Here is an 18,333-nt window from a genome sequence, read left to right as displayed (position 1 = left end):
ACCTTTCCTGTCTGCTAATTTGACCTCGTCTTTATCTTTTCCCGGAACAGAATTTCCACGGTGTCCTGTTCCATATCGTATCCATTCGCTCCCTCCACAATCTCTGTAAGCCTTCCTCTGACAGTCAGGGTATAGAAGGCGTCCTCCTCCAGATCTGTGGTATATTTCAATGGCAGCTGTATCCAGCCCTTCACTTTTTTATAGTCCTTCAGATTCAGGTAGCTTGTCTTTTTCCAGCTTCCGTCCGGCTTCGCCAGTGTGACGGTTACCACCTGATTCTCCGGAATAGAGTACGGCGCGTCTGCCTTCAATTCCACTGTTCCGGCAATGATTGCAGAACCATGGACCGAGGTTGAATCCGTCCATTTTGCCTGGAATCTTTCATTGGAAGGCAGTGTAAACAGCTTGGTATTCAGCTTCTTTTCTACGGTTATCCGGTTATCGTTCCAGGTCATATATACGGTAACCGTGTATTCCTTTCCACAAAGTCCCGTATCATAATACCACTGTACAGAGCTTCCCGGACTGGTCAGCGTCTTAATCTCGGTACCATGATCGGTAATCACGAAGCGACAGCCCTCCAGGGCCTGATCCGGGTCGGAGGCCAGCGCCTCACGGAATTCATAATACCCGTCCTTCCGGATCACGGAAAGTCCTGTAAAGACCGGTTCCTTCTTCAGGAAAGTACCCTTCAGCTCATAGGGCGACTTGACATACTGTCCGTTTCCGGTATCCATATACAGCTCTACGCTGAAGGGCTGGTTTGTGATACCCTCCACTGAATCAAAGCCCCATTTCTCTGCAATCTCCGCCTGATACTCAATGGTATAGGACTTTTTCGTTCCCGGATCAAATTTTCCGGTTTCATACTCGTATTCGCCACCCTGGGTTTTCACCTTCAGGTACACACTTTTAATGGCGGTGTTTCCGGTCTTGCCCAGATATACGGTCATATTTTCCTGTGTCAAATCAACCCGATCCAGACACAGACCCTCACTGGCTGTATAGAAGTCACGAATCACGTAAGTCATGCTTCCTGTATTGGTAATCCCGTTTTCCATGTTGAGCTGATATCTGCTCTCTACGTTGATACTGTATTGCATATCCTCCTTCAGGCTTCCGTCATGAATCCGAAAGCTCTGGGTATCAACAGATGTCAAATCTATATTCTGCTTCCAGACCACCACGCCGGTCTGGGCCTCCCGGACTGAAATCACTCCGGTATCCGCAACCAGCGTATGGCCCGGATCCTTCACCTTGATGGCGAAGCTTACGTCCGTCCCGGAACCGCTCACATCGGTAATCAGCACACGGGCCATAGATTCGTCGGCCAGATTGGTCTCCTCTCCGGAGATAACGCCTCCGGCCCGTCCTCCGACGGCTCCGCCTTCTCCGTTCTTGCCGTTGTCGCCCTTTTCGCCTTCCTTACCCTGTTCGCCTTCCTCGCCCTGCTCTCCCTGGGCACCACTCTCTCCGTCGGCACCATCGTCGTTGTGTACGACAAAGGTGGGCGGCGTCCAGCCGCTCCAGTCGTTGCTGTCGGACTGCAAATCAATGGCCAGATCCTGGTCGGCGGAAAGCGCTTCCATAGAGAAGACCGCGTTGCCCTCCCGATCCTGGACCAGCTTCTCTCCCAGATCCACCGTCATGCCGGAGCTGTATCGGATCCGGGTGCCGCTGGCAAGGGTCTGCCAGATCTCCTCTCCGTCTGTCAGACGGATAATTCCCTCGTCCAGCCACATCAGCTCCAGATAGCCGCTGATGGTTTTCTTCTCCCCATTAGACAGGGTCAGCTCCAGCTTATCGGAAGCCGCCATCAGATGTTCCCGGTTCAGGGCCCAGAGCAGCTCTTTAAATTCAAGATTTTTACTGTTGTTATCGATGGTCCAGCCCTCTCCCGACTTGGCCATAATCATCATCGGCTCTATATGATAGAATTCCAGAACACTGGTTCCGGACTCTGCCATATCCACCAGCGATCCTCCGCTAAACGCACTAAAAGAGCCGTCCTCAAAATGAAGAAAGCTCTCCTTCGATGCCGCGTAACTATGTCCTTCCGTATCTTTATACTGCCAGGAATCCGGGAACTTCTCCCTGGCCCTTGTCCCCGCCGCGAAGCCTCTCTGGGTACAGACAGCTCCCTCCTCGGAAGCTGTCACCTCCAGAATATATCCGTCCAGGGGAAATTCCTGACGTTTTCCTGCTGTCAATCCGTATCCACTAAAGAGAACGAGAGCCAGCAGCCCGCAGGTGGCCGCCGCAGTGATGATCCATTTTACCCGTCCCCGTATCTTCATAATCGTTCTCCTCTTATCCCTCGAAGGCTCACGCCTCCATAATTCCAAATTTTACCGCGTTTATTATACCACTTTAGAAACCATTTTTCACCAACATTTTCTAATTTGGGCACATTTCACTTGTTTTTCGACATATCCTTCTTATTTTGTGGAATCTACACTAAAAATGACGCCGGAGAAGGGGTCTGCCACCTGGATTTTCCCCTCTTTGGCAAGGATTCCCGCCGGCTGTCCGGGCCAGAGCGCGGAGCCGGTTCCTTCATATATAGAGATCGTATCTACGTTTCCGTCTTTGATCCGGCGCACCGCGGAAAAGCCCGCGTCGGATACGTAAAGCACCCCGTCGTCCGCCGCGATTCCCTCCGGTCTGGAAAATACGGCGTCCTCCGCCGCTCCATCGGTCAGACTAAGCTCTTCGTCACAATAGGCCCGTCCTGCCACGACCTTCAGCTCTCCGTCCTTCCAGCAAAGAATCTGGTTGGTTCCCACATCGGTGATATAGAGGGCGTCCTTCTCGCTGCAAAGTCCAATCGGAGTATCCAGCCCGGTGATGGGCGTATCCACCTGGCCGTTTTCCAAAATCCGGCGCACGACTCCATTGCCGCTGTCCGCCACGTAGAGACAGCCGTCGCTGCCCACAGCCAGACCCATGGGTTCGTTGAAGGTGGCCTCTCCCGCGTAGCCGTTCTGGCAGCCCGGCGTTCCGGTTCCTGCCAGCGTCTTTACCGTGGTCTCGTCCTCGATAAAGCGGATACAATGGTTACCGGTATCGCTGACCGCGATTCCGTCCTTCCACTCCACCAGGGCAAAGGGCCGGTTAAACAGCGCTTCGTCCCAGGCACCGTCCCGGTGTCCGCCCGCTGCTTTTCCATGGGTATCCGCCGGAAGGGTGTATCCGGCAACCAGGGTTCTCTTGTCTCCGTCGATCCGGATAATGTTATTCTGACCCTGATCCGCCACATAGACCGCCCCGTTCCGGGCTTCCAGAAGTCCCGCCGGGGCCACAAAGGTAATATCCTTTTTCTTATCGCGCAGCAGCCACAGAGCTGCCAGCGCTGCCGCTATCAGAAGAAGAATAGCCACTGCCGTGGCGATGATTTTTCCTCTGCCGCTCTTCTTTTGTTCTTCTTCCATGTCTGAACCGCCTTTCTATCTCATGCTTATTCTTTCATTCCTTTTAAGATCAGTACCTCGAAGCCCTCTGCTTTTCCTTTCAGCTTCAGCTTATGATCCAGAGTCTCGGTCACAGCCCGTTCTCCCAGCATATCCGCCACCAGACGGCTGATGTAGACCGTTCCCGCCGGCGCGTTGGACTCCAGCCGGGAAGCTGTATTGACCGTATCTCCGATGGCTGTGTAATCCATACGCTCCGGGGATCCGATATTTCCCACGACTGCAGGGCCGTAGTGTACGCCGACTCCGAAGCTTATGGCTTTGCCAAATTTTTCCTCTATCCGCATACCAAGTTCTTTCGCGCCCGCTTCCATCTCCAGCGCCGCCCGGCAGGCATTTCCCACCGGATCCTCGCAGGCTATGGGCGCTCCCCAGAAGGCCATGGTGCAGTCGCCCACAAATTTATCCAGGGTTCCCCTCTGGTTTCGGATACAGCGGCTGGTCAGCGTCAGATATTCATTCAGGATCTTCACAATCTGCTCCGGCGTAAGCTGCTCGGACAGGGTGGTAAAGCCCCGGATATCCACGAACAGCACCGCGATATTCCGCAGCTTTCCGGTCAGCTCCAGGCTCTCCTTATCTCCCTCCAGAAGCTCCTTGATGATAGCGGGGTCTACGTAGCGTCCAAAGGTCCTGGTGACCCGGCGCTTTTCCAGAATAACCCCCACATACCGAACCGCGAAGCTCAAAGCCAGAGCCAGAACCGCCCCGCCTGCGAACCACAGCACATGAATCACGGTTCCCCTTTCATAAAGCCTTACCGCCGCAGCGATTCCGCAGACGATACTCGCCGCCCCGAAGAGGGCGCTCCAGCCCGGGTTCATTCCCAGCAGCAGGAAGGTTATGAAAAGGGTCAGGACAAAGAGGAAGGTCAGCTGTACCCAGCGTCCGACCTCCTGTTTCTGGACCCCGTTCAGCATATCCGCCGTCACATTAGCCAGATATTCCACGCCGTACATCTGCTCCGCGTGATCCGCCGCGGTCACAAAGCTATCGGCCATGGCCGCGTCGTATGGTCCAATCAGCACGATACTGTCTGCCAGGATATCCGGGTCATAGCTTCCTTCCAGAATATCCGCCACAGAGCAGTAATAATAGTCTCCCGGCGAGCCGCTGAAATCCACCCACCAGAAGTTGTTCCGATCCGTCGCAGGCCGAAAATCCGCTTCCATTCCATTGGCCTCGCAGTATAGGGAATACAGCGCGTAGGGAAGGGACAGCAGTGTGTCACCGTTTGGAAGCTTCAGGCTCCAGATATGGTGCCGCAGCACGCCGTCGCTGTCATACATGGCGTTGATATGGCCTACCCGCGCCTCTTCTCTCAGATCCTGGAAGGGCAGAGAGGGATTTCTGACAGCCATGTTGGTCAGATACAGGTTTCTCTCTTTATCCCTTGCCAGACCCTGGCCAAATTCTACCATTCCGGCCACGGCTACATTGCCCGCCGAAGCGGCCTGCGCAATCCGCTCATCGGATTCGGAATTGGTCGTTCCCGCATAGATCACGTCAAGTCCGATGGCTGCCGGACGGTTTTCTTCGTCCTGGTTCAGGGTTTCGATTACCTCCGCTATCACGGAACGATCCCAGGGCCAGGATCCGTATTTCTTCAGGGCGTAGGCGTCGATTCCTACAATGGCGATCCGACCGTCCGGGTCGTCGCCCCTCTGATACAGCGCGTCCTCCAGCCAGCCGCTCGGCGCGTCCAGAAGCCCGCTTACAGCCAGCAGGACGGCCAGTACCGCCACGGCCAGACTGTCGAGGACTCTGATTCCATACTTTCTTATCTTCTTTTCATTCTTCATCAATCAACCCAGTACAGCGTTGTATCGCTCTTGATGGTCTCCGTTTCAAAATCAAAGGGGGCTCCCTTAGCTTCCCGGGACCAGTATCCCTTTGGGCCAGGCTTCAGCAACGGCTCCTGGGCATTCGGATACACCGGAAGGATTCCGTTGAGGGTGGTTGTGACCTGCTCCTCAGCAAATACCGTCTTCGCGTCCATGTAGAAGGTCACCGTATAAGTCTCCGGCTTGGGAAGCGGCGTCGGTTCCGGTTCCGGCGTTGGCTCCGGCGTCGGCGTCGACGGCTTCTGAGTCTCCGATGGCTTCTGGGTTTCCGATGGCTTCTGGGTTTCCGACGGCTTCGGCGTCTCTGTCTGGTTGTCGGAACCGGACTGTCCTCCGCCTGATCCGGAAGAGCTCTCCGATTTTGCCGTCTCTTCCTGCTTCGGCGTCTCCGGCTGTATCAGCCCAGGCTTTACGATGGGAACCGTTGTCCGGTCTTCCTCTGCTTTCTCCGGAAGCAGTGACGGTGTCTCCTGGTTTTCCAGCTCCTCCAGCTTCTCCATGGGATTTAAGACCTTGCTGTTTTCATCGGTCTTCTCAAATACCTGATGAATCACCGGATCTTCCCCCGGATTCAGTCCGGCCTTTACCTTCTCCAGCTCCTTCTCCAGAAGCTGGGCCGTCTTTCTCTGCTCCTCCTGATCCTTTTTCAGGCTTTCCTCCGCATGATCGATAATATCCTGAATCTCTTCCTCTCCCAGTCCGTTATCTGCTTCCAGCAGCCGGTTCTGCAGATCCTTATCCTCTTTGATCTCGATGGCCACAAAGCCGCAGTCCTCCAGAGCGTCCTTTAGTTCGATTCCATCCAGTCTTCCACTGGATACGGGGGCGGAAGCCGCCTCCTCCAGATCGGTACGGGTCGTGTCAACCTCAGCCCGGTATCCTGCATCCACCTCTCTGGTTACCACCTCTCCGTCTTCTTCGTGATAGGCGATCTTCACTTTTCCCTCATAAAGCTCTACGCTGGTGGTGGACTCCGTATCCTGCAGATCCGTTTTCTCCTTCACGGTTACCTTTCCCAGGGTTCCGCGGATTCCGGTGGACATGGTGGAGGAGCGGATATCCAGGTTCTCGTCCTGCTCCAGAGGCTTGCTTACGTTGAAGAACAGGCTTCCGTTCTCCAGCATGACCTCCAGCTTCTTTTTGTCTTTTTTGATGGTGGCCTGAGAGTACCAGTCCAGCTTGATTAACTTGGTGTCGTCCAGGCTCAGCCAGGCGTAGCCCTCTTCTGTGGTAATCTCATATCCGTTATATAATTTCGCGCCTTCCCTTAGATCGATGACCTTTCCCTTGGCGTTTTCTATCTCCACGGTGCCTTCGGTCCGTTCCAGAACCAGGGACTTGCCCTTTGTCTCATTTCCGGCCTTCTCTCCGGCCTCCAGTCTGGTGCCGTCCTCCTGCGTGGCTTTTTCCGTCGTCTTCTCTGTCTTTTCCGGCTTAGCCGCCATACTCTCTGTCGGAATCAGGCAGCCCATCATAAGGCTCAGGGCCAGCGCCAGCAGAGCTTTCCGACTTCTGTGTATTCTTATCATATCCGCTCTCCTTTACTGCTCTGTCTCTGTGACCTCTGTAAACTCATACTTTCCCGCATCAGAAACCCAGAACGTAATTCCGTCCCGGTACTTTACTGTGGGCTGTGACTTCAGGATCCAGTATACATTCGGCCTTCCTCCGCCCAGGACATAGGATTCTTTCGGGCTAAGCTGAACCGGATAGCTTCCCATGGCAATCCGATAGGATTTTTCCACTTGACCGCGATAATTGCCCTGACCGGTAATGGTAACCCAGCATGTTCCCGGGGTATCGGCATTATAATAGTCCAGCTTATAGTCCCTACCCTCTACCAGTTTTCTTCCGCCATCTGTTCCGGTGACCGGTTTCTTCGCTTCTTCCTGATTCAGAAGCTCCGGGGTATTCCAGTCTGTTGTTCCGAACATCGCTTCTGTCAGAGACTTCTGCTGTATTTTCACCGGGCAGCCGCTGCCCTTCGTCATGCCAAGCGGCAGATAGTAGTCATTTCCATCGTAAACCACATCTGCATAATAGTCTCCTGCATAAACCGGCGCGCCGCCTTCTGTCTTTGCGCCCTGAGCTGTTCCGGTTGGCTTATTTTGCTCCGGATTATCCAGGTTCACTTTGCCCACATACCATCTGACGCTCATGTTCCTCACGTCCAGATTTTCCTGGTCTTTTTTCAGAACGATCCCGACCTGAATGGCGGATCCGCTGTAGGTGAGAGTCGCTACGCCGTCTTTCAGCTCACTTCCCGGGAAGTCCAATCCATTCACCTTGGGCAGGGCTTTCACGCTCTGAAGCTTCAGGGTGCCTTTTTTCCAGGTTCCTTCTGTTGGATCGCTTCCATAGACGTCAGCGCTCACCGGCTTCTCCGCGGGCTTTTGGATGTTCGTTCCGCTTAAGGTAACGCCGTTTCCGGACAGGTTAAGTCCCATCTTTTCCCAGACTGCAGTATCCGTAGACACTGCTACGCCTTCAGACGCCAGCCCAATCTCCACCCGGCTTCCGTAGGGAATCTCATATACGCCGTCCCTTCCCGGGTCTACAAATGTATTGTCAACCTTTACTGTAAAGGTCAGGCTGTCTTCCGCCGGCGCCGGAGCGCCGAACATGACGCGAGCATTCTTTTCACCGCCGGACCAGCTTATGCTCTTATCATAGCCCTTGTAGCTGTAGGTCAAGGTATCCCCGTCCTTAAGCGTACAGATGTTTCCAAAGTTCAGCGGCGCTCCGTTATGCGTCCAGCTTCCCTCTGTACTCAGATTCAGATAGGCTGTTCCCTCTTTCTCTGTCACATAGGCTGCCGCCGCCTGGGCCTTTGCGCGATCGCCGCCCACAGACTGATAGGGATAAAAGCTTTTGTTCAGAATCCAGCCCTTGTCAAAAGTCAGCCCTGTTACTTCCCCGTCGGCCAGGTCTTTCGTTGTCCTTCGTAATCCGTTAAAGTATCCTGGCCAATCCTTATCGTCATAGTAGCTATTCAAAAACGTATTTGATGTTTCAAGATGTCCGATCACCGGTTGTTTCTGGTTTGCGATGTCGCAATCTACCGTTCCGGTATTCAGTGTGGCTTGCACCTTTCCCTCGGTAACCTCCGCCACAATTCCTGCCGCCATTTCGTTACCAGTTACGGCTCCGCTGTTGCTGCAATCCGAGATGGTGCTTCCATCAGCCAGTTCGCCTGCGATTCCACCGCAGCGGATTCCGCTTACCGCTCCCATATTCGCGCACTGCGAAATGCTGCTTTTCTTACTATTATCTTGCTTATCTGCCAGAACATAGCCTGCGATACCGCCTACGTAAGCCACATGCGACTGCTGCCGCTGGCTTTCATTCTCTCCATCACCTTTTATGGTGGCCAGATTTCCGCAGCCTTTGATCGAGCCGCCTTCCATATGAGCGACAACTCCGCCCACGCAGTCTGCTCCGCAGTATCCGGTTGCCTGGATCGGAGCCACGCTATCTACGACCACGTTTTTCACCGTGGCGCCGATTGCGTAATTGATCAGGGAAGCCGCTCCTCCCGGAAGGGTAACGGTATGCCCCTGTCCGTCGAAGGTGGTTTTAAATTGATTCTTATCATTTCCAATTCCAGGCCAGTCTGTAGTACGTAAATCTATATCTTTTTCCAGTGTAATATTTCCATCATATTTTCCGTTATTGATCGCTTCCGCCACCTGCAAAAGCTGCTCTGCCGATGAGACACTGCCATTTATCTCTGCTTCTGTCTCTGCCGGTACAGTCGTATCCGCGTCTTTCTTTGTCTCTGCTGGTGCAGCCGCGTCCTCGGCCTTCTTTTCCTCTGCCTCTGCCGGTATAGTCGTATCCGCGTCTTTCTTATTTATCTCTACCTTCTCTTCCGGTTCTGCCCACACCTGCATGCCCGGCACTGTACCGAGCATTACAGCTGCCGTCAGCAGCGCTACCCACTTTCTGTTCATAGATAATCCTCCTTCTCCCGCGGACAGCTACTTCTTCCTGCCGAACAGACCTTTCTTCTTCGGCTGCTCTTCTCCCAGCTCCTCTTTTCTGCTCAGCGCTTCCTCGAACAGTCCGTGAAGCTGCTTCAGCATTTTCTCTGCCTCTTCCTTCTCCTGCCGGTTCAGAAACTGCCAGCAGTTGGTCTTGTCTGTGATCCGCTGCATTTCCCGCAGGGTCGGCGCGCACATGATACTTTCAAAGGTGATCGTATCCTCCATGGCCCTTCCTGTGTATACACGATAAGCCCGGAGCATTTCCTGCTCGGCCAGCATACTTCCCGCCGCCTCGGCCAGCTTCTCAGTGAATTGCAGATCCAGGTTGTCAAAGGGCAGGCCGTCCTTTTTGTTGATAATCTGGATACTTCCGAAGCAGACGCTTCTGTCCAGCTTCAGCGGTACGCAAATCATACTCTTGGTCTGAAAGCCCGTCTTCTTATCTACCTTTCCGGCCCACCGGGAATCCTGCTGACAGTCCGGAATGATGGTAGACTCCCCGGATTCGATTACCTTTCCGGCCACGCCCTCATAGGGGGTCAGGGTGATTCCCTCCATACTGCTTCCGCCATATACGGCTGTGGGAATGATCAGGAATTCCCCAAAGCGGTCAAAGAACCAGAAGGTGCCTGCTTCCGCGTGGATCGCCTCCACCACCTCGTTCAGGGCTGCCTCCATGGCTTCCTTGGGATTTACCGCGTTCTTGATTCCATTTTCCAGCTTCACCAGTGTTCTCTTATAGTGAGCCTGCTTCATGGCGTCCCACATGGTTTCCATCTCAATACTCATTTTTCATCGCCTCTCTGTCTTTGTCCTTTTGTTGATCCTCTGTCCTTAAAGCTCTATCACATCGCCCATGCGGGCAAACCGGGCTCCCGGGTATATCTTCCGCGCCTTCTGTTCCAGAACCCGCAGTTCCGCGTCTGTCTTTCCCGGCTCATGATGGGTGATATACAGCCGCGGAATCTGATACTTCTCTGCGTACGCGCAGCCGTCCAGATAGCAGGAATGTCCCCAGCCTCTGTGGGCTTCGTACTCTTCCTCTGTATACATACCGTCGAAGGCCAGCAGGGAGCAGCCCTCCAGAAAGCCCTCCGGCGGCATTCCCGTATGTTCATAATCGAACATGATACAGAGCACCTTATCTCCCGCCTCTACCCGCAGGATACTTGCCCCGTTTGGGTGGGGAGACGGATAGCTCCTGACCAGCAGATCCTCTCCGAGTCTCCGTTCTCCCGGGGAATCTACCTGAATACAGGGGCCTATCTCCGGCACCACGGGCCAGAAGGGCTCCCTGAAAAATTCCTTTATGGTATTCTCCTGAAACCAGCGGTCGAAGGTTCCGTAAAAATGGACCTCTGCCTCTTTCGGCAGCACGCTGTAGCTCAATATTCCCATCAGGTGATCGTAATGCAGATGGGTCAGCCAGATATCGATCTTCCCGCAATCCTTCAGTATCTCTTTTGCCCTGACAAGCCCGCTTCCGCAGTCCACTATCAGCGCGTAGCTTCCCTTTTTTAAGATGAAACAGCTTGTGGCTCCGCCGAATTCGCTGTATTCGTCCCCGTGCATGGGCATTGACCCTCTGCAGCCGCAGACGTACAGCTTCCATGTTTTCGACAACTTCCAACACCCCCAACATTTTTCCGGATAATTCTACATTTTATTGTATCATGTATTTTCCTGTCATTGCAACTAAATTGCTCTTTTATTTGCTAATATTTTCTGGTTATTTTCTCTTCTTGAACAAGCCCTCCTCCAATGCTATACTTGACCTATAGTTACAGGAGGATAAGAGCGTGTATTATTTTATTGTGAACCCTGCTTCCCGTTCGGGAAATGGAAAATATGTCTGGCAGAAGGCCGAAAAAATACTGGATCAGGAGAATACCGAGTACCGGGTGTATTTCACCTCCTATCAGGGGCACGCCACCGAGCTGGCTCGGGATATCACCGCCCGCGGGGAACGCCTGACCCTGATCGCGGTCGGCGGCGACGGTACTGTCAATGAGGTCCTGAACGGAATCCGGGACTTTTCCCGGGTCATCTTCGGATACATACCCACCGGCTCCAGCAATGATTTCGCGCGCTGTATGGGACTCCCCTCTGATACGGAGGCTGCCGTACAGAATGTTCTGCATCCTGCACGCTTTGATAAAATCGATCTGGGACTTATGGAGCGGAACGGACAGAAGCGTTATTTTGCCGTAAGCTCCGGCTGCGGCTTTGACGCGGCGGTCTGTCAGGAAGCCCTTTCTTCCCATATGAAGCGGCTTCTGAACCGGCTTCACCTGGGCAAGCTCACCTATGCCGGCATTGCCCTGAAGCAGATTATCTTATGTAAACCCGTTCCCGTCACGATCCGTCTGAGCAACGGGAAAAGCCGGACCTTTCCCAAAACCTATTTTGCAGCCGGCATGAACTGCTTCTGCGAGGGCGGCGGCCTGCGCATGGCGCCCCACGCGGACGTACACGACGGAATGCTGGACGTCTTTGTGGTAAGCCGGCTGAGCAAGCTTCTGATTGCCCTCATGCTTCCCACCGCCTACCTGGGACTTCATACCATCTTCCCGGGTATCTATATCTATCGGACTCGGAGCGCCCAGATAACGGTCTCCGGCGTCCTGCCCCTCCATACGGACGGCGAGCCCTGCCTGATGAAAGGGACGGTAACGCTGTCCTGCTGCCCGCAGGCGCTTACGCTTCTGGCGGCCGGAGATAAATGAGAAGGACTGTCATAAAATTGTGTTTTTTTTCTTAAAATATTATGAACTCGATTGAACCGGAAATGGCTTTGTGCTATACTGCGATTCAGATTTAAAGAAGTTATCTGATTTTGCAGAAGGAGGTTGACCGTATGAAAGCATTTTTCCAGAAATATAAGCACGCCTGGGTTCTGCTCTACGCCTTTCTCTACCTGCCCTGGTTCTTCTGGCTGGAAAGCCGGGCCAACCTGCCTTATCATGTAATCCATGTATGGCTGGACGATAAGATTCCCTTCGTGGAATATTTCATCGTGCCCTATCTGCTGTGGTTTGTATACGTTGCCGCTGTGTTCCTGTACCTATTCTTCAAGGGAACGAAACAGGAGTTTTACCGGTACTGCGCCTTCCTTTTTACCGGCATGACGCTGTTCCTGGTGATCTCCACCCTCTACCCCAACGGACACCTGCTGCGGCCCACCGAGTTTCCACGGCACAATATCTTCACCTTCGCGGTGCAGATTCTGTACCAGGCGGATACCCCGACGAATATCTTCCCGAGTATCCATGTATTCAATTCCATCGCAGCCCACCGGGCTCTGGTGAATAACCCGCGCCTTGGCCGCAGCCGCCTGATTCGCGGCGGCTCCTTTGTACTCATGGTTTCCATTATCCTGGCTACCATGTTCCTGAAGCAGCACTCGGCCCTGGACGTGATGGCGGGTATCGTGCTGGGCACCCTGATGGATCAGATCGTGTACCGCATGGAGTTCTCGTTATCCCGGGAACGGATTTCCAAGCGCAGAAGACAGACGGTTATCTGAGAAAGAAGTTTATGAAAACAAGCCCGGCTGGCAAATCAGAATTTTCTGATTTGCCAGCCGGGCTTTGTTTGCTTACGTTTTAGTTAAATCCCACGAACTTATTCGCGATCTTATACGCCATCTCGGATATCTTCCGTCCGGTTCTGCCCGGCAGGTTCATGGTACGTCCCAGGACGCCCCATTTCAGCTCGTAGTAGGTCTTGGGGTCCTTCTTTTTCAGGTATTTCCAGAGCTCGTACTTCTTCTCCAGGTTCTCCTCGGTGCCGGAACGAATGGCAATGATCGAGGAAACGACCATGATAATCTCCAGATAATTCTTCATATAATGGCGCAGCTTCCGGTTCTGTACCTGTCTGGGATCCGACAGCTTATAGTCGTCAATCATGATACGGTTGACCTTCAGCTGCTGGTCGATCCGGCCAATCATAACCTTCTCATTGACGGACTGATCGCTGCGGCCGATAAAATAGCGGTAGAAATTCACGTCCAGATAGTACAGGTACTTCACATGGGGCAGCGGGTGATATACAAAGATGTTATCCACATAAAAGGTGTGTTTCGGCAGCTCCAGTCCACACTCCCGGAGCAGTTTGGTCCGGTAAATGACGGAGTGCATCAGGATATATTGTCCCTTGTGCAGAAATTTCACATCGTCCCAGGTAAACACCTGATCCTGCGGAAAAGCGGAACGATAGCTCATGACCTTCTTACGCTTGACGCCCTCTTTTTCATAGACGAAGTTGCTGATCAGCATATCCACCATGGGCTTTGCGCCTGCCAGCTTCTCCAGGGTCTTTAAAATCTCCTTATAGGCGGAAATGGATACCCAGTCGTCGCTGTCCACTACCTTGAAATAAAGGCCGGTAGCGTTGCGGAGACCCGCGTTGACTGCCTCGCCGTGACCGCCATTTTCCTGATGGACCGCCTTCACGATGGTCGGATATTTCTCCGCGTATTCGTCCGCAATGGCCGCGGTACCGTCCTTAGAACCGTCGTCCACAATGATAATCTCCACTTCCTCGCCGCCTGCCAGCAGGGAATGGATACAGTTGCGCATATAGGCTTCCGAATTATAACAGGGAATTGCTACAGATAAAAGTTTCATGCTTCCTCCTTTTTACGCCAGAGAGCGGGCCAGTGCGATGGCTCTGGCTGCCATGGCGTCAATGTTATAGTACTTGTACTCCGCAAGTCTGCCCAGAAGATGGAAATCCGGCAGCTTCGCCGCCAACTCCGCGTACTTCTGATACAGCGCGTTATTTTCCTCATTCATAATTGCGTAATACGGAATCTCGCCCTCCGCGCCGGTATAGGCGAAGGGATACTCCTTTACGATGGTGGTGCTGTCAGCCTTCTGTCCGGTCAGATACTTGAACTCGGTAATCCGGGTGTAATCCTCGCTGACCGTATAGTTGACTACGCTGTGTCCCTGATAATCGGGCCGGTCATAATGTTCAAAATCAAAACGCAGGGTCCGATAGGGAAGCCGTCCGAAACGGCAGTCAAAGAGCTCGTCCACCGGGCCGGTGTAAATGACCGTACCGGTAAACTCCTGACCATTAAGCCGCACCTTTCCCTCTTCCTCAGAGATATCCAGCGCGTCCTTTGCGTCTGTGCCGGTACGTACCTCGATATTCGGGTGATCCAGGATCTTCTCAAACATGGGCGTAAAGCCATGGAGCGGCATACCCTGGTATTTGTCGCCAAAATACCGGTTATCATAGGAAATGACCACCGGAACCCGGCCCGTTACCGCCGGATCGATCTCTTCCGGCGTCTGTCCCCACTGCTTCATGGTGTAGCGCAGAAATACATTTTCATAGACAAAATCCGCGATGGCGCGCAGTTCCTCATCCTGCTGCTCCCGGAGCTTCAGGATCGGTACCCGGGCGCCAAAGCCGAAGGTGTCCACCAGTTTCTTCTCCAGGACGGCGGCCTTCTCCTCACCATAGACCATTTTCAGGGTATTCAGATTGAAGGGAACCGGCAGCAGCTTGTCTCCCACCCGGGCTACTACCTCATGGCCAAAGGCGTACCATTCGGTGAAACGGGACAGCCACTCATAGACCTCCTCATTGCCGGTGTGGAAGATATGCGGGCCGTACCAGTGTACCAGAATGCCGTATTCGTCCTTTCCGTCATAGCAGTTGCCGCCGATATGGTTTTTCTTTTCCAGTACCAGAACCTTCTTGCCCTGCTCCTCCGCCAGCACTCTGGCCGCCGCAGCGCCTGCGATTCCGGAACCGATGATAATGCAGTCGTACATGATAAATCGTTCCTCCATAAAACTCTAATATCTATGCTTAAAATATTCCGTGTAAGCCGCGAAGGCCGCCGGAATCGAATATTTTTCTTCCATCTGCTGCTTTTCCACGAAGAACAGCTTTTCCGGATTGCCCTGCTGCTCCGGCTCCTCCACCTTCACCACATAGCCTTCCATATGCCATTCGATATGGCTGAAGATGTGCTTTGCCGCCGGAAGCTCCTGGATCCGGATGGGCGACAGTCCTGCTTCCTTCACATAATCCAGCACCTGATCCGGTTTCAGATGACCCTCCAGGTTCGGCAGCTCGTAGAGCCCCGCCAGAAGCCCTTTTGCAGGCCGTTTCCGAAGCGCCGCCTGATTGTCCGACACCAGCACCAGAACCGTCTTATCCTGGATTCTGCGGCTTTTGGGCGGTGTTTTTTTCGGAAGTTCTGTCTCCACGCCCTCCTGATGGGCCTGACAGAATGCCGCCAGCGGACATTCCCCGCACCGGGGCGCGCCGTTTGGAACGCAGACGATGGCTCCCAGCTCAATCAGGGACTGGGTGAAATCTCCGGCCCGTCCTGCCGGAATCACAGCCTTTACTTCCTGCTCAAAACGCCGTTTCACCGACTGCTTCAGGATATCGTCATAGCTTTTCTCAATCCGGGAAAGCACCCGGAGCACATTGCCGTCTACGGCCGGATAGGGCAGGCCGAAGGCGATGGACGCGATGGCTCCTGCCGTATAGCTTCCGATTCCCGGCAAATCCAGAATTGCCTCAAAATCCGCCGGCATTTCACCGTCGTATTCTGCCGTCAGCTTCTGCGCCGCCTTTTGCATATTCCGCACCCGGTTATAATATCCTAACCCTTCCCATAGCTTCAGAATCTGATCCTCCGGAGCCTCCGCCAGATCGCGGATACCGGGAAGCGCCGTCATAAAGCGCTCAAAATAGGGCTTTACTGCTTCCACTCTCGTCTGCTGCAGCATGATTTCCGATACCCAGACCCGGTAAGGGGTGGGCTGCTCCCGCCAGGGAAGAACGCGCGCATGAGCGTCATACCAGGCCAGAAGAGGTTCTACTATGCCACCTAATTGGCTGTCGCCCACTGCCGTGGCAGATATTTTTTTCTGCTCTTCTTTTTCTATATTATAATCTACCTTCAAATCTTTTTTCAAAAATAAACCTCAAATTTCTATTCTGCTTAAAGACAAACTTTAATTTCTCTGTCTATCTTCAACTCGTCCGGCTTCACCAGACAATCATAAGCCAGTACCTTCACACCCGCCTCCGCTGCTCTCCGAAGCGTTTCTCCAAAGGCCGGATGAGTCCGGTCGTTGGGCTCCAGCCGCGTGACGCCCTTCATCTGGATTACGAAAAACAACCAGGCGTCATAACCGGCCTTGCGGCACTGTATCAGCTCTTCGATATGCTTCACGCCCCGCTCTGTGGGCGCGTCCGGAAAACGGGCCACGCCGTCCTCCTCCAGAGTCACGCCCTTGACCTCCATAAAGGCTTTCCGTCCTTCATATTCCAGATAGAAGTCAAACCGGGAATTTTCATACCTGCACTCAGGCTTTACGAAGATGTCTGTCGTGCCAAGTCCGCCCGTCTTCAGCCATTCCGCCGCCACCTGATTGGGAGCCTGGGAATCCATATTGATCCACTGCTTTCCCTTTTTTACGGCTATCAGATCTAAGGCCGTCTTCCGGGCCGGATTGTGGGAACGCTGCACATACAACTCCGCCCCCGGTACCAGCAGCTCCTTACAGCGGCCTGTATTTTTTACATGGCAGATTTCCTGTCGGCCATTCTGCTCCACGTAAGCGATAAAACGGTTGGGGCGGGAGAGAAAACGGGCCGGTTCCATCTGTTCATATTTCATACGTCACCTATTGTACTGTCATTCTTTTAATATGTAAGAGAATCTTTCTTAATTTTTTGTAAATTCGCCCCGGTAGTCCTCCATTAGCTTCTCAAAGGCCGGCATGGAATCCACGATGGTCTTCTCCGCCACGCAATAGGAAATGCGCACATAACCCGGACAGCCGAAATCATCGCTGGGAACCAGCAGCAGATCGTATTGCTTCGCCCGCTCGCAGAAGGCATAAGCGTCCTCCTCCAGGGCTTTCATAAACAGGTAAAAGGCTCCCTGGGGTTTGACACAGGTGTAACCGATCCGCTGCAGGCCCTCCACCAGGATATCCCGGTTCTTCTTATAAGCGGAAATATCGCCGGTATCGTCCACGCACTTCGCCACCACCTGCTGAAACAGGGAGGGCGCGCACACAAAGCCCAGCACCCGGGCAGCGCCTGCGATGGCCGGAGCCACGTGCTCATAGTCGGCGATCCGATCCGGAATCACGATATAACCGATTCGCTCGCCCGGCAAGGACAGAGACTTACTGTAGGAATAGCAGACCAGCGTATCGTTATAATATTTTGTCAGGTAAGGCACCTGAATATCATCATACACGATCTCCCGGTAAGGCTCATCGGTAATCAGATAAATGGGAGCGCCATACTCTTCCTCTTTCTTTTTCAGAATTGCGCAAAGTTTCCGGATTGTTTCTTCGGAATACACAACTCCCGAGGGATTGTTGGGCGTATTTACGATAACCAACTTCGTCTTCGGCGTAACAGCCTGCTCAAAAAGCTCCGTATCAATCTGAAAATCCGGAAGCTGTGCCGGAATTACGTGAAGCTTTGCTCCCAGGCCCTCCACCCAGACCCGGTATTCCGGAAAGAAGGGCGCGAAGGTAATTGCTTCCTCACCCGGATTCAGAAGGGCTTTCAGACAGATATTTATAGAAGCGGCCGCTCCACAGGTCATGAAGATATTTTCCATGCGGAAGTTTTCTCCAAATCGGCGGTTCAGGGACTCGGCAATGACAGTGCGCACCTTCGGGTCGCCCGGCGCCGGAGAATAAGCGTGAAGCTTCTCGGGCGGCAGCTCCAGCAGCTCCAGGATCGCCTGTTTTACCGACTCCGGAGCCGGAATACTGGGATTGCCCAGGCTGAAATCATAGACCTTGTCCTCGCCCACCTCGGCCTTTCTCTTCAGGCCGTAAGAAAAAATCTCTCTGATAACAGAGCTCTTGCTGCCAAGCTCATAGCACTCCTGTGATATCATTTTTTCATCCTCCTCTGTGGAGCCTTTCGGTTCCTGTCATCATTCTAACTGCATACTTGTTATCATTTTACTATTCACCGCCAAAAAGTGCAAGAAAAAACGCCCCCGGCCGGATTTCTCCGGCC

General features: G+C 53.4%; 14 protein-coding genes. 2 read left to right on the top strand and 12 right to left on the bottom strand.

Going from position 1 to position 18,333, the window contains the following annotated elements:
- Positions 1-14: 14 nt before the first annotated feature.
- The 7 genes from ACTNCH_RS09830 to ACTNCH_RS09800 all read right to left on the bottom strand — a co-directional run bounded on the left by ACTNCH_RS09830 (position 15) and on the right by ACTNCH_RS09800 (position 10,923).
- Complete coding sequence (locus ACTNCH_RS09830; RefSeq protein WP_441019290.1) at positions 15-2,297, bottom strand: hypothetical protein; 2,283 nt, start codon at positions 2,295-2,297, stop codon at positions 15-17.
- A gap of 141 nt (positions 2,298-2,438) precedes the next feature.
- Positions 2,439-3,431, bottom strand: a complete 993-nt coding sequence (locus ACTNCH_RS09825) for an NHL domain-containing protein (RefSeq protein WP_441019289.1) — start codon at positions 3,429-3,431, stop codon at positions 2,439-2,441.
- Positions 3,432-3,457: 26 nt separating this feature from the next.
- The gene (locus tag ACTNCH_RS09820; protein ID WP_441019288.1) at positions 3,458-5,272 is read right to left on the bottom strand and encodes a CHASE2 domain-containing protein; all 1,815 of its coding nucleotides are present in this window, start codon (positions 5,270-5,272) and stop codon (positions 3,458-3,460) included.
- Positions 5,272-6,843: a FecR domain-containing protein gene (locus tag ACTNCH_RS09815; RefSeq protein ID WP_441019287.1), complete on the bottom strand. Its 1,572-nt coding sequence runs from the start codon at positions 6,841-6,843 to the stop codon at positions 5,272-5,274. Before ACTNCH_RS09815 ends, ACTNCH_RS09820 begins: the two co-directional genes overlap by 1 nt.
- A 12-nt stretch (positions 6,844-6,855) precedes the next feature.
- The gene (locus ACTNCH_RS09810; RefSeq protein WP_441019286.1) at positions 6,856-9,267 is read right to left on the bottom strand and encodes a hypothetical protein; all 2,412 of its coding nucleotides are present in this window, start codon (positions 9,265-9,267) and stop codon (positions 6,856-6,858) included.
- A 27-nt stretch (positions 9,268-9,294) separates the two neighbouring features.
- Positions 9,295-10,089: a GAF domain-containing protein gene (locus ACTNCH_RS09805; protein WP_441019284.1), complete on the bottom strand. Its 795-nt coding sequence runs from the start codon at positions 10,087-10,089 to the stop codon at positions 9,295-9,297.
- Between the two features lie 45 nt (positions 10,090-10,134).
- Positions 10,135-10,923, bottom strand: a complete 789-nt coding sequence (locus tag ACTNCH_RS09800; RefSeq protein ID WP_441019282.1) for an MBL fold metallo-hydrolase — start codon at positions 10,921-10,923, stop codon at positions 10,135-10,137.
- Positions 10,924-11,099: 176 nt separating this feature from the next.
- Here ACTNCH_RS09800 and ACTNCH_RS09795 point away from each other — a divergent pair, with 176 nt between their 5' ends.
- Together ACTNCH_RS09795 and ACTNCH_RS09790 are read left to right on the top strand one after the other, a co-directional pair.
- Positions 11,100-12,026, top strand: coding sequence for a diacylglycerol/lipid kinase family protein (locus ACTNCH_RS09795; protein WP_441019280.1), 927 nt, complete (start codon positions 11,100-11,102; stop codon positions 12,024-12,026).
- Positions 12,027-12,157: 131 nt separating this feature from the next.
- Complete coding sequence (locus tag ACTNCH_RS09790) at positions 12,158-12,826, top strand: phosphatase PAP2 family protein (RefSeq protein WP_441019278.1); 669 nt, start codon at positions 12,158-12,160, stop codon at positions 12,824-12,826.
- A gap of 79 nt (positions 12,827-12,905) precedes the next feature.
- Here the strand turns inward: ACTNCH_RS09790 and ACTNCH_RS09785 are convergent, their stop codons facing one another.
- Genes ACTNCH_RS09785 through ACTNCH_RS09765 form a run of 5 tightly spaced genes read right to left on the bottom strand, consistent with a single transcriptional unit; the run spans position 12,906 to position 18,208 of the window.
- The gene (locus ACTNCH_RS09785; protein WP_441019276.1) at positions 12,906-13,931 is read right to left on the bottom strand and encodes a glycosyltransferase family 2 protein; all 1,026 of its coding nucleotides are present in this window, start codon (positions 13,929-13,931) and stop codon (positions 12,906-12,908) included.
- A gap of 12 nt (positions 13,932-13,943) precedes the next feature.
- Positions 13,944-15,092 carry a UDP-galactopyranose mutase gene (glf, locus tag ACTNCH_RS09780; protein ID WP_441019274.1) on the bottom strand — a complete coding sequence of 383 codons (1,149 nt, stop codon included), beginning with the start codon at positions 15,090-15,092 and terminating at the stop codon, positions 13,944-13,946.
- Positions 15,093-15,116: 24 nt separating this feature from the next.
- Positions 15,117-16,253: an A/G-specific adenine glycosylase gene (mutY, locus tag ACTNCH_RS09775; RefSeq protein WP_441019272.1), complete on the bottom strand. Its 1,137-nt coding sequence runs from the start codon at positions 16,251-16,253 to the stop codon at positions 15,117-15,119.
- Positions 16,254-16,279: 26 nt separating this feature from the next.
- Positions 16,280-16,960, bottom strand: coding sequence for a DNA/RNA nuclease SfsA (gene sfsA / locus ACTNCH_RS09770; RefSeq protein ID WP_441019270.1), 681 nt, complete (start codon positions 16,958-16,960; stop codon positions 16,280-16,282).
- 48 nt (positions 16,961-17,008) lie between these two features.
- Positions 17,009-18,208, bottom strand: coding sequence for a pyridoxal phosphate-dependent aminotransferase (locus tag ACTNCH_RS09765; RefSeq protein ID WP_441019268.1), 1,200 nt, complete (start codon positions 18,206-18,208; stop codon positions 17,009-17,011).
- Positions 18,209-18,333 lie beyond the last annotated feature (125 nt).

The organism is Candidatus Merdisoma sp. HCP28S3_D10 (assembly GCF_052065835.1).
Classification (GTDB): domain Bacteria; phylum Bacillota; class Clostridia; order Lachnospirales; family Lachnospiraceae; genus Laedolimicola.
This window is presented reverse-complemented; position numbering and strand designations above follow the sequence as displayed.